The 11,997-nt window shown below is 75.7% G+C and carries 10 protein-coding genes; all 10 read left to right on the forward strand.

What is annotated here, in order from left to right:
- Positions 1–129: 129 nt before the first annotated feature.
- Positions 130–1,452, forward strand: coding sequence for an amidase family protein (locus HGK34_RS19115; protein ID WP_244666945.1), 1,323 nt, complete (start codon positions 130–132; stop codon positions 1,450–1,452).
- Positions 1,453–1,613: 161 nt separating this feature from the next.
- Positions 1,614–2,123, forward strand: a complete 510-nt coding sequence (uraD, locus tag HGK34_RS19120) for a 2-oxo-4-hydroxy-4-carboxy-5-ureidoimidazoline decarboxylase (RefSeq protein WP_201850377.1) — start codon at positions 1,614–1,616, stop codon at positions 2,121–2,123.
- Entirely contained in the window at positions 2,120–2,425 is a 306-nt protein-coding gene (locus HGK34_RS19125; protein ID WP_201850387.1) for a hydroxyisourate hydrolase, read from the forward strand. Before uraD ends, HGK34_RS19125 begins: the two co-directional genes overlap by 4 nt.
- Before the next feature lies 1 nt (position 2,426).
- The gene (gene pucL / locus HGK34_RS19130; protein ID WP_201850389.1) at positions 2,427–3,494 is read left to right on the forward strand and encodes a factor-independent urate hydroxylase; all 1,068 of its coding nucleotides are present in this window, start codon (positions 2,427–2,429) and stop codon (positions 3,492–3,494) included.
- 137 nt (positions 3,495–3,631) lie between these two features.
- Positions 3,632–5,125 (forward strand): amidohydrolase family protein, encoded by a 1,494-nt coding sequence (locus HGK34_RS22985; protein ID WP_372433163.1) that lies wholly within the window; start codon positions 3,632–3,634, stop codon positions 5,123–5,125.
- On the forward strand, positions 5,122–6,393 hold the full coding sequence (locus HGK34_RS19140; protein WP_201850391.1) for a pyridoxal-phosphate-dependent aminotransferase family protein: 1,272 nt from the start codon (positions 5,122–5,124) through the stop codon (positions 6,391–6,393). Before HGK34_RS22985 ends, HGK34_RS19140 begins: the two co-directional genes overlap by 4 nt.
- Positions 6,390–7,724 (forward strand): allantoate amidohydrolase, encoded by a 1,335-nt coding sequence (locus HGK34_RS19145; protein ID WP_201850393.1) that lies wholly within the window; start codon positions 6,390–6,392, stop codon positions 7,722–7,724. The genes HGK34_RS19140 and HGK34_RS19145 overlap by 4 nt, the downstream gene beginning before the upstream one ends.
- A complete protein-coding gene (locus tag HGK34_RS19150) occupies positions 7,724–8,542 on the forward strand; it encodes a MurR/RpiR family transcriptional regulator (protein ID WP_201850395.1) in 819 nt (272 codons plus the stop codon). Before HGK34_RS19145 ends, HGK34_RS19150 begins: the two co-directional genes overlap by 1 nt.
- A gap of 120 nt (positions 8,543–8,662) precedes the next feature.
- A complete protein-coding gene (locus HGK34_RS19155; RefSeq protein WP_201850397.1) occupies positions 8,663–9,526 on the forward strand; it encodes an FAD binding domain-containing protein in 864 nt (287 codons plus the stop codon).
- Positions 9,527–9,563: 37 nt separating this feature from the next.
- A partial coding sequence (locus HGK34_RS19160; protein ID WP_201850399.1) for a molybdopterin-dependent oxidoreductase occupies positions 9,564–11,997 on the forward strand: 2,434 nt, incomplete at its 3' end.

Below are 11,997 nucleotides of genomic sequence, written 5' to 3' on the forward strand. Positions count from 1 at the left end.
GCCATGAGCCCGCCGTGGGAGGCGCCGCCACGGCAACCGTGCCACGGGCGTGGTGGGGTCGGCGCGCGCTCCGTCCGGCGCCGGGCGGGTTCTGGCACCGCCCGGCGCGTGACTGGCACGATGGCCCGCATGGATACCTCGGTGTGGCGAGTGCTCGGGCGCGACGGCGTGGGGCCGGCGCGGGACGGTGATCCCCTGGTGGCCCCGGCCGGATCGGGAGTGTTGGACGGCGAGACGGTCGCCGTCAAGGATCTGATCGCGGTGGCCGGCCGGCGGGTCGGGGCGGGGAACCCGGCGTGGCTCGCCCAGGCGCCCCTGGAGGCGGCGCACGCGCCCGCCGTGGCCCGGCTGGCCCAAGCGGGCGCGGCGATCACGGGGATCGCGCAGACCGAGGAGTTCGCCTGGTCGCTGACCGGAGCGAACGCCCACTACGGCACACCACCGAACCCGGCCGCGCCCGGCCGGATCAGCGGCGGGTCGACGTCGGGCCCCGCGACCGCCGTCGCCGCCGGCGAGGTGAGCATCGGGCTGGGCACCGACACGTCCGGATCGATCCGCGTGCCCGCGGCCTACCAGGGGCTGTGGGGCTTCCGGCCCACTCATGGTGCGGTCTCCGGCGAGGGGGTGCTCCCGCTCGCGCCCTCGTTCGACACGGTGGGCTGGCTGACCCGGGACCCGGACCTGCTCGCCCGCGTCGGGGACGTGCTGCTCCCGCCGGATCCGTCGGCGACCATGTCGGCAGATCGGGGCGACGGCTCGGCGCTCGACGGCAGGGCGGCCCCCACGGAGGCGGCCGCGTCCGCGCCGACGGAGGGCCTTACGCCCGCGCCGGCGGCCGGGGCCGCGCCCTTCCGGCGGCGGCTCGTCCCGGCCAGAGGGCTTCTCGACCTCGCCGAGCCGGACGTCCGGTCGGCCGTCGAGGCCTGGCTCGCCGGTTCGACGGCGGCTCCCGCGCTCGCCGTGGCGGGCGGCGCCGGTCTCGGCGCCCCGCCCTTCACCGGGCTCCCGGACGCGTGGGTCCAGGCCGTCCGCGTGGTGCAGGCCGCCGAGGCCTGGCAGGCGCACGGCACCTGGGTCGCCGAGCATCTCGGCGACCTCGGGCCCGCCGTGCGGGGACGGTTCGAGTTCGCGCGGTCGGTCACCGCCGAGGAGGCGGCCGCTGCCCGCGGTGTCGCCGCAGAGGCGCGGTCGGTGATCCGCGAGCAGGTCGGCGACCGCGTCCTGGTGGTGCCGTCGGCGTCGTCGGTCGCCCCGGCGGCCGGTGACCCGGACGCCGCCGAGGCCGTTCGCGTGGCGACCGTGACGCTCTGCGCCACGGCCGTCCTGGGTGGCCTCCCGGCGGTGTCGATCCCGGTCCGGACCGCCGGCGGCCTGCCGGCCGGCGTCTGCCTGGTGGGCCCGGCGGGCTCCGACCGGGGACTCCTCGCCATGGCTGCACGCCCCACTCCCTGACCCCTCCCCGGGGCCCGGGGCCCGGGCCCCGGGCCTGCCCGCGGTGGCGAGGCCCCAGCCCTGTCCCCGCCCCGAACCAGGTGACCGCTCCGGGTGACCTTTTACGTCGGTGAAACCTGCGTGTCGCACGGAAGTGTCCGTGAAACCGTAGATTCAGCAGCATGGACCTGGCCACCTTCAACGCCCTGCCCACCGCCGACGCGAGTGACGCCGTCCGATCGTGCGCGCAGGTCCCGGCCTGGGTGGACGACGTCGTCTCCGGCCGCCCCTACCCGTCGCGCGAGGACCTGCTGCGGTGCGCGGCCCGGTCCGCCGCGACCTGGGGCGAGGGCGACCTGGAGGCCGCACTCGCTCAGCACCCCCGCATCGGTGAACGCGCCGAGGGAACCGGCCGCGCCGCCACCATGTCGCGCCGCGAGCAGGGCGCGGCATCCTCCGCCGACGAGGCCACGGCCGCCGCGATCGCGGACGGCAACGTCCGGTACGAGGAGCGGTTCGGGCGCATCTTCCTCGTCCGCGCGGCCGGCCGGACCGGGCCGGAGATCCTCGAGAACCTGACCCTCCGGCTGCGGAACGACGCGGCGACCGAGACGCTGGTGGCGACCGGTGAACTGCGGCAGATCGCCCTGCTGCGGCTCGAAGGACTCGTCGACGAGGAGACCCCGGCATGACCACCGCCTCCACCCACGTCCTGGATGCCGCCCGCGGCCTGCCTGCCGCCGGCCTCGCCGTGACCCTCACGGGGCCGGTCACGCGGCACGCCACCACCGACGCCGACGGCCGCATCGCCTGGGGCGAGCTGCCCGGCCCGGGTGCCTACGTGCTGGAGCTGGCCACCGGCGACTGGTTCGCCTCCCAGGACCGCGAGACCTTCTACCCCCGCATCGTGCTGGAGGTGGCGCTCGGCGCCCCGCACACGCACGTCGCGGTGCTGCTGAGCCCGTTCGCCTACACCACCTACCGAGGGAGCTGACATGAGCGTTGTCCTGGGCGCCAACCAGTACGGCAAGGCCGAGGTGCGGCTGGTACGCGTGGACCGTGACAGTCCCCGGCACCGCCTCACCGACCTGAGCATCACGTCCCAGCTCCGCGGGGACTTCGCCGCGACCCACCTGGTCGGCGACAACAGCGGGGTCATCGCGACCGACACGCAGAAGAACACGGTCTACGCGTTCGCGCGGGACGGCATCGGCGCGCCCGAGTCCTTCCTGGCGCGGCTGGCCCGCCACTTCCTGGCGCGGCCCCAGGTGACCGGCGGGCGCTGGGCGGCAGAGCAGTACGGCTGGGACCGGATCGGCGGCGGGCCGGTTCCGGCCGCGCCGGACGCCACCGCCACCGACACCACCGGCACCGACGCCACGGCCGCGCCGGACGCCACCGGCCACGACCACTCCTTCGTCCGCTCCGGCGGCGAACGGCGCACCGCCCTCGTGCACGCCGGTGCCTCCGCGGACGGCACACCGCAGCTCACCGTCCTGTCCGGCCTGCGCGACGCCACCCTCCTGAAGTCCACCGGCTCCGAGTTCCACGGCTTCCCCCGCGACCGCTACACCACCCTCCCCGAGGCCACGGACCGCATCCTGGCCACGGACGTCACCGCCTGGTGGCGCTACACCGACGACTTCGCGGCCGAGGCGCTCGCGGCCGGGGACGGCGGCGCCGCGTTCGACGCACGGTACGACGCCGTCCGCGCGATCCTGCTGGAGACGTTCGCCGGGCTGCACTCGCTCGCGCTCCAGCAGACCGTGTTCGCGATGGGCAAGGCGGTGCTGGACGCCTACCCCGAGATCGCCGAGATCCGGCTGAGCTGCCCGAACAACCACCACTTCCTCGTGGACCTGGAGCCGTTCGGCCTGGACAACCCGGGCGAGGTGTTCTTCGCCGCCGACCGCCCTTACGGCCTGATCGAGGCCGCGGTGACCCGAGCGGACGACGAGGCCGGCGCCGGGCCCGGTGGCGGCTCCGGCGGCGAGGTGCCGGGCGCGCCGGCGGGCCCGCGCCCCGAACACCCGGTGTGGGCGACGATCGGGGGCTTCGTATGAGCCTGCTCGTCGGGTCCGAGCGGATGCTGGTCGAGGGCGAGTTGCGTCCCGGCGTCCTGCGGATCGAGGGCGACCGGATCGTCCAGGTGTGGTGGGGTGCCTCCGACCCGGACCAGGTCGCCGCGGGCGACGAGGGGATGCTCGGTGTCCCGGCGGCGCCCGCTCCTGCCGGGCAGGTCCTGCGGGCGGGCGACGCCGTCGTGCTGCCTGGCGTGGTCGACACCCACGTCCACGTCAACGAGCCCGGCCGGACCGAGTGGGAGGGCTTCCTGTCCGCGTCCCGCGCCGCCGCGCTCGGCGGTGTCACCACCGTCGTCGACATGCCGCTGAACTCGATCCCGCCCACCACCTCCGTCGAGGCGCTGGAGGTCAAGCGGCGGGCCGCCCGCTCGGCCGGGATGCTCGCATCCCCGGCCTCGGGCGGGCGCGGCGCCGGCCTTCGCCGCACGGGCGGTGGTTCCGGTGCTGCTGCGGCCGGCCACGCGCCGGGCTCCGGCGCGCAAGGGGGCTCCGGTGGCGCTCTGGCCTGCGACATCGGCTTCTGGGGCGGTGCCGTCCCCGGCAACGAGGACGATCTGGAACCGCTCTGGGACGCCGGCGTGTTCGGGTTCAAGTGCTTCCTCGCCGACTCCGGCGTGCCCGAGTTCCCGCCGCTGGGCCCCGACGAGCTGCTGGTGGCGATGGACCGCCTGGCCCGGTTCGGCGGGCTGATGATCGTGCACGCGGAGGACCCCGCCGTGCTGGCGGCCGCCCCCGCACGGCCGGGCCCGGCCTACGCGGACTTCCTCGTCTCCCGCCCCGAGGAGGCCGAGACGGCCGCGGTCGCCCGGCTGCTCGACGTCGTCCGGGAGACCGGGACGCGCACCCATGTGCTGCACGTGTCCTCCGCCCGGGTCCTCGACCTGCTCGCCGAGGCGAAGGCCGAGGGCCTGCCGGTCACGGCCGAGACGTGCCACCACTACCTGACGATCGCCGCCGAGGACGTGCCCGCCGGCGACCCGGCCTTCAAGTGCTGCCCGCCCATCCGGGACCGCGGCAACCAGGACGCCCTCTGGGACGGCCTGCGCGACGGCATCCTCGACTGCGTGGTCAGCGACCACTCGCCCGCCACGGTCACCGAAAAATATGGTGCCAAGCGCCGTGGTGAGGTGGATCTCCAGCAGGCCTGGGGCGGGATCAGCGGTCTCCAGACGGGGTTCGTCGTGCTCGCGGACGCGGCCAGGCGCCGGGGCGTGCCGCTGGCCGACGTCTCCCGCTGGACGTCGCGCGCCACGGCCGCCCTGGTGGGTCTCGACACCGCGGACCGGCCCAAGGGCGTGATCGCCGAGGGAGCGGCCGCGGACCTGCTCGTGTACCGCCCCGGCGAGACGCGGACGATCGAGGCTGCCGGGCTGGCCCACCGCAACCCGATCAGCGCCTACGACGGCAGGACCGTCGACGGTTCGATCCACGCGACGATCCTGGGCGGCCACATCGTGGCCGACGCGATCTCCGACGCCGTGGCGCACGGCGAGCTCGACGACGGCGCCAGGCACCCGGTACCGGACTTCGAGCACGTGCGCGGCGGCGGCCGGCTGCTCGCCCGGCCGGGCAGCGACCCAGCGTGGCAGACCGGGGAGGAGACCCCATGACATCCCAGATCAACCCGCCGCCCCGGCTCCTCATGGGGCCCGGGCCCGTGGACGCCGACCCTCGCGTGCTGCGGGCCATGGCCGCACCCCTGGTGGGCCAGTTCGACCCTTTCATGACCGACACGATGACCGAGACCATGGGCCTGTGGCGCGAGGTGTGGCGCACCGCCAACGAGCAGACGTTCCTCGTGGACGGCACCTCCCGCGCCGGCATCGAGGCGGCGCTCGTGTCGCTGCTGGAGCCCGGCGACGACGTCGTCGTGCCGTCGTTCGGGCGGTTCGGGCAGCTGCTCGCCGAGATCTCGGAGCGGGCGGGAGCCCGCGTGCACCTGGTCGAGGCGGAGTGGGGGACGGTCGTGGACCCGGACCGCGTCGCCGAGGTGGTGGGGCAGGTGCGGCCGCGGGTGGTCGCCGTCGTGCACGGGGACACGTCCACCACGATGGCGCAGCCGCTGGAGGCGCTCGGCCAGATCGCGCGCGACCACGACGCGCTGCTGTACGTGGACGCGACCGCGACCCTGGGCGGCAACGTCTTCGAGACCGACGCCTGGGGGATCGACGTCGCCACGGCGGGGCTGCAGAAGTGCCTGGGAGGACCGTCGGGCAGCGCGCCCGTCACGTTGTCGGAGCGTGCTGCCGCGCGCATCCGTTCGCGTCGGCACGTGGAGGCCGGGATCCGGGCCGACGACGACGCGGGGGCAGCCGGCCGGCGCATCGCGTCCAACTACCTCGACCTCGCACAGATCATGGACTACTGGGGCCCGCGCCGCCTCAACCACCACACCGAGGCCACGTCGATGCTCTACGCGGCACGTGAGTGTGCCCGGCTCATCGGTGCCGAGGGCGTGGGCGCACGGGCGGCACGGCACGCCCGGCACGGTGCCGCGATGGTCGCGGGCCTGCGCGGGCTGGGCCTGGAGACGTTCGGCGACGACCGGTTCCGGATGAACAACGTCGTCGCCGTGCGCATCCCGGATCGGCTGCGCGCCGATCCCGGTGGGGGTGACGCCGTCCGCGCCGCGCTGCTGGAGGACTTCGGGATCGAGATCGGTACGTCCTTCGGGCCGCTGCACGGGCAGGTCTGGAGGGTCGGCGTGATGGGCACGGGGGCGCGTCGCGACGCCGTCCTCGCGACGCTCGCCGGGCTGGAGCACGTGCTGCGCCGTGCCGGCGCCGTCGTCCCCGCAGGAGGCGGGGTGGACGCGGCGCTGGCCGCCTACGACACGCCCGCCGACGCCGTGTCGGCGGGCCTGGAGGGAGACCGATGACGACCGCACGCCGGGTGCTCGACCGCTGCGCCGACCTGACCTCCTACTCCGCGAGCCCGGAACGGCTGGAGCGCACCTACCTCACGCCTCAGCACGCCGCGGCCAACACGGCCGTCGCGGGCTGGATGCGGGATGCCGGCCTGGACACCGAGACCGACGCCGCCGGGAACCTGTGGGGACGCCGCGCCCCCGAGCGGCCCGGACCGCCCGGCTCCCGCCAGGAGCCGGGCACACGCGGCGTACCGGTCCTGGTGCTGGGGTCGCACCTGGACACCGTCCCGGACGCGGGCGCGTTCGACGGCCCGCTCGGCGTGGTCCTGGCGATCGCGGTCGCCGAGCGGCTGCGGGACACCGAGCTGCCGTTCGCGCTGGAGGTCGCCGGGTTCTGGGACGAGGAGGGCGCGCGCTTCGGTACGGCACTCATGGGCAGCAGTGCGGTGGCCGGCCGATGGAATCCGGCCTGGTGGGACCGCCGTGACGCGGACGGCGTCACCGTGCGCGAGGCGTTCGAGCGGTTCGGGCTGGACCCCGAGCGGGTCGGCGAGGCGGCTCGTCGGCCCGAGGACCTGGTGGGGTACCTGGAGGCGCACATCGAGCAGGGCCCGCGCCTGGAGGCCGCCGACCTGCCGCTCGCGTACGTCACCTCGATCGCCGGTGCGCGACGGTTCGTCCTGACCGTGACCGGCGAGGCACGTCACGCGGGCGGCACCCCGTACGAGCGGCGCCGGGACGCGCTGGCCGCCGCGTCGGAGGTGGTCCTGGCCGCGGAGCGACTCGCCCGCTCGGCCGGGGCCCTGGCGACCGTGGGGGACGTGCACGTACGCCCCGGCGCGGTCAACGTGATCCCCGGCGTCGCCGAGCTGACGCTCGACGTCCGGGCCGTCGACGACCCCGCGCGGGACGCACTCGTGGCCGCCGTCGAGTCCGCAGGGCAGGAGATCGGCGCCCGGCGCGGCGTCACGTTCGACGTCGCGGAGACGCATCGCGCGCCGTCGGCCATCTGTTCCGACCGGCTCAGCCGTGCGGTGGCCGACGGCATCCGTGCCGCCGGGAGCGCCGTGGCGCCCGGCCACGACGTCCCCGGACTCTGGAGTCCCGCCGGGCACGACGCCATGGCGATGGCGGCCGTGACGGAGGTGGGCATGCTGTTCATCCGTTGCCACGACGGCATCAGCCACCACCCGGCGGAGTCGGTCCGGGAGGACGACGTCGCCGTGGCCCTGGACGCGTTCGAAGCAGCGGTGCTGGCCGTCGCCCGGGACGTGCCCGGCACGGGGGCCGGACGGGACGTGCCGGCCGATGGCGCCCGGACCGGGGGGACGGCGCCGTGATGGCGCTCGAACGTCGCGTGCGCGAACGGTACGCCGACCTGTCCCCGCAGGAGGCGCGCGCCGCCGACCTGCTGCTGGAACGGATCTCCGAGCTGGCCGCCTACCGTGCCACCGAGCTCGCGGAGCTCGCCGGGGTGTCGAAGGCGACGATGAGCCGGCTGGTCCGGCGTCTCGGCTACGACGACTTCGAGGACCTGCGCGAGGACCTGCGCGAGCAGCGCGGCCGGGGCCTTCCGATGACGGTGACCCCGCCGGCGGGCCTGGCCTCCCGCGTCCGGCGGGAGACCGAGCATCTGCAGCGCGCCTACGCCGCGCTCGACGAGACGGCCCTGGAGGAAGCCGCCGACGCGCTCGCGCGCGCCCGTCAGGTGCTGGTGGTCGGGCGGCGGGGCAGCCATCCGGTGGCGGCCGAGCTCCGGCGCAACCTGGCGCAGGTGCGGCCTGGGGTGATCCTCGCCCCGTCGCCGGGCCAGTCGCTCGCCGAGGACCTGGTGGGCGCCACGCGGGACGACGTCGTCGTGGTGGTCTCGTTCCGGAGGCACCCTGCCGGGACCGCCGCCGCCGTCGAACGGCTCGTCGAGGCCGGGGTCCCCGTGCTCCTCCTGGCGGACCCGACACTGCGCCGTCTCGCCGCCCGCGTGCGCTGGTGGATCGAGTGCCCGGTGGGCTACGAGGGCGCCTTCGACTCGCATGCCGTGCCCATGAGCCTCGCCGCGACGCTGTCCGACCTCGTACTCGACCGGACGGGCCCCGGCGCCGCCCGGATCGCCGAGGTCGACGCCCTGTACGCCGAACTCGGGGAGCTGGACGAGGGCTGACGACACGGCCGCCGGCGGGCCCGGTGCCGACGGGGGCCGCCGGGGACGGTGGCCGCCGGCCGCGGTCCGGGGCCGGACGGCGTCCGCGAACCAGCAGGAACGGAACTGACACGAGGACTCATGGATCTGGACATCGACGGCGTGCGTATCGCACGCGAACGCGCCGACCTGGCGCTGCGACCCGGCGAGCGGCTGCTCGCCGGGGGAACGTTCCTGTACTCCGAGCCCGTCACGCCCGGGGTGACGGGACTGGTCGACCTCCTCGGCCTCGGCTGGGATCCGTGGTCCGTGTCCGGCGGCGACCTGGAGGTCGCCGCGACCTGCACGATCGCGACGCTGCGCGACCGGGCGGCGTCGGCCGCCGAGCAGCACCCGGGCCTGCGGCTCGTGGCCCCCTGCGTCTCCGCCTTCCTGTTGTCCTTCAAGGTGGCCCACACCGCGACGGTGGGTGGGAACCTGTGCCTCGGCCTCCCCGCCGGCCCGATGGCGGCGCTGTTCGCCGCGCTGAACGCCACCGCGGAGATCTGGACGCCCGACGGCGGCACCCGGACCACGCCTGTGGCGGACCTGATCACGGGCCCCGGCAGGACCACGCTGGCCGGCGGCGAGGTCCTGCGCGCCCTCCGGGTCCCGCCGGGCGGCCTCGCGGCGCGCACGGCGGCACGGAAACTGAGCCTGACGGCGTTCGGCCGCTCGGCGGTACTGGTCACGGGCGCCGCACCCGGTGGCGCGCCGGGCGCCGCGCCCGGCGCCGCGCCCGGCGGCGTTGACGGCGCGGACCCCGCCGTGCGGACGGTCCGGATCGTCGTGACCGCCTCCGTGCCGCGACCGCTCACGCTCCCGGTCCCTGCCGGGGACCACGACGCGCTCGACACCGCGCTGGACCGGGTCGGCGACTGGTACGACGACCCGCACGGCTCCCCGGACTGGCGCGCCGCCATGACCCGGCGGCTCAGCCACGAGGTGCTGGAGGAACTCTCATGACGACCGGCGGAACCACGCGACCGAGCGGAGGAAGACGATGAGGATCGACGGAACCGAGACCGCCGACACACCCCGCCCGGGCCAGTGCCTGCGAACCTATCTGCGCGAACACGGCGCCACCGCGGTCAAGCGCGGCTGCGACGCCGGTGACTGCGGTGCCTGCACCGTGCTGCTCGACGGCGCCCCCGTGCACTCGTGCCTCGTCCCGGCCCACCGCGCGGCGGAGTCGGACGTGACCACGGCCGCGGGCCTCGGCACACCGGAGGAGCCGCACCCGGTGCAGCGGTCGTTCATGGAGGCCGCCGGCTTCCAGTGCGGCTTCTGCACCGCCGGGATGGTCGTCACCGCCGCCGCGGAGCGCGCGGGGAGCGCAGCGCCCGGACCGGCAGGCTCGGAGGCCGACGCCGAACGGTGGAAGGGGAACCTGTGCCGCTGCACCGGGTACCGCTCCATCCGGGACGCCCTCGCCGGACGCGTCAACACGGACGAGGCCACCGGGTCAGCCGCTGGGTCCGGCGCTGGGTCCGCCGCTGCGTTCGGCCGGTCCGTGCGTGCGCCCGCGGCCGCCCGGGTCGTCACGGGCCGCGAGCCCTACACCCTCGACGAACCCGCGCCGCCCGGCCTGCTGCACGTCGCAGTGCTCGGCAGTCCGCACGCCCACGCCCGCATCACCCGCATCGGCGCCGACGCCGCCCGCCGCGCTCCCGGCGTCCACCTGGTCCTCACCCACGCGGACGTCCCCGGCACGCTCTACTCGACGGGCCGGCACGAGCACCGCACCGACGACCCCGACGACACCCGCATCCTCGACCCGGTGCTCCGCTTCCGCGGTCAGCGAGTCGCCGTCGCGGTCGCCGAGTCGCCCCGGCAGGCTCGCGAGGCGCTGGCCCTCGTCGACGTGGAGTACGAACTCCTGCCGTCCGTCCACGACCCGGAACAGGCGCGTCGGACCGCCGTCGACCCGGAACCGGCCCGGACCGCGGACGGTCCCACGCCCGCACCGCCCCCGCTGCTGCACGCAGACAAGGACCCGGCGGCCTCTCGCATCGCCGACCCCGCCCGCAACGTCGTCGCGCAGCTCCACGAGGAGTACCCCGTCCGCGGCGCCGTCGACACCGCGCTCGCCACCTCCGCGCACACCGTCACCGGCACGTGGACGACGTCGCGCGTCGCGCACGCGAGCCTGGAGACCCACGCGGCCCGCGCGCACGTCGCGCCCGACGGCACGCTCGTGGTGCGCACCTCCACCCAGGTCCCGTTCCTGGTCCGCGACGAGCTCGCCCGGCTGCTGGAGCGCGATCCGACCACCATCCGCGTCGTCGCGCCGCGCGTGGGCGGCGGGTTCGGCGGCAAGCAGGAGATGCTGCTCGAGGACCTCGTCGCCCTCGCCGCGCTGCGCACCGGCCACCCCGTCCAGTGGGAACCCAGCCGGGAGGAGGCCTTCGCCACCTTCCCCTGCCGCCACCCGATCCGCGTCACCGTCACCCTCGGCGCCGACGACGACGGCCGGCTCACGGCGCTCGCCGTCGACGCCCTCTCCGACACCGGGGCCTACGGGAACCACGCTCCGGGGGTCCTGTTCCACGGGCTCAACGAGTCCGTGGCCGTCTACCGCGCCCCGGCCAAGAGGGTCGACGGGGAGGCCGTCTACACGAACAACCTGCCCTCGGGGGCGTTCCGCGGGTACGGGCTCGGCCAGATCCAGTTCGCCGTCGAACAGGCCATGGACGAACTCGCCGCACGCACCGGGCTGAGCCCCGTCGAGCTCCGCCGCCGCAACGTGGTGCGTCCCGGCGACCCGTTCGTCACGGGCCACCTGGACGACGGCGACCTGGAGTTCGGTTCCTACGGCCTGGACCAGTGCCTCGACATCGTCGACCGCCAGCTCGGCCTCTCCATCCCCGACGCCGGAGCGGCCCCGACCGCCGCCGAGAACGACATCACGGTCGATGTCGGCGTCAACACCAACCGTGATGTCGTTCTCGGCGGACCGGCACCCGCCGGGGAGTGGAGCGTCGGGAGCGGGATCGCGGTCGGGATGATCGCCACGCTGCCGCCGCGGGGGCACCGGTCCGAGGCGCGGGTGGCGGCGCACGCCGACGGAACCTTCGCCGTGCACGTCGGCACGGCCGAGTTCGGGAACGGGACGTCGACCGCGCTCGTGCAGATCGCGGCGACCGAACTCGGCGTGGCGCCCGAACGGGTGCGGCTGGTCCAGTCCGACACCGCCACCTCCGGGTACGACACCGGCGCCTACGGGTCGGCCGGGACCGTCGTGGCAGGGCTCGTCGTGGCGCGGGCCGCGGCCGAGGTGCGGGAGAAGCTGGAGGCGGGCGGCCGACCGCCGTCGCCGGACGACGTCCGGGAACCTCCGTCCGGGGACGCCGGGGACGCCGGGGACGCCGGGGACGTCGGGGACCTGTCTCTTATACACATCTCCGAGCCCACGAGACGGAGCTACATCTCGTATG

Origin of the sequence: Myceligenerans indicum (genome assembly GCF_016742955.1) — a bacterium.
Taxonomy (GTDB): Bacteria; Actinomycetota; Actinomycetes; order Actinomycetales; family Cellulomonadaceae; genus Myceligenerans; species Myceligenerans indicum.

What these genes read in the sequence shown, in the direction of transcription:
- pucL (WP_201850389.1), top strand. Translation starts at nt 2,427, where the DNA reads ATGAGCGTTGTCCTGGGCGCCAACCAGTACGGCAAGGCCGAGGTGCGG.
- HGK34_RS19155 (WP_201850397.1), top strand. Translation starts at nt 8,663, where the DNA reads ATGGATCTGGACATCGACGGCGTGCGTATCGCACGCGAACGCGCCGAC.
- HGK34_RS19145 (WP_201850393.1), top strand. Translation starts at nt 6,390, where the DNA reads ATGACGACCGCACGCCGGGTGCTCGACCGCTGCGCCGACCTGACCTCC.
- HGK34_RS19150 (WP_201850395.1), top strand. Translation starts at nt 7,724, where the DNA reads ATGGCGCTCGAACGTCGCGTGCGCGAACGGTACGCCGACCTGTCCCCG.
- HGK34_RS19125 (WP_201850387.1), top strand. Translation starts at nt 2,120, where the DNA reads ATGACCACCGCCTCCACCCACGTCCTGGATGCCGCCCGCGGCCTGCCT.
- HGK34_RS19140 (WP_201850391.1), top strand. Translation starts at nt 5,122, where the DNA reads ATGACATCCCAGATCAACCCGCCGCCCCGGCTCCTCATGGGGCCCGGG.
- HGK34_RS19115 (WP_244666945.1), top strand. Translation starts at nt 130, where the DNA reads ATGGATACCTCGGTGTGGCGAGTGCTCGGGCGCGACGGCGTGGGGCCG.
- HGK34_RS22985 (WP_372433163.1), top strand. Translation starts at nt 3,632, where the DNA reads ATGCTCGGTGTCCCGGCGGCGCCCGCTCCTGCCGGGCAGGTCCTGCGG.
- uraD (WP_201850377.1), top strand. Translation starts at nt 1,614, where the DNA reads ATGGACCTGGCCACCTTCAACGCCCTGCCCACCGCCGACGCGAGTGAC.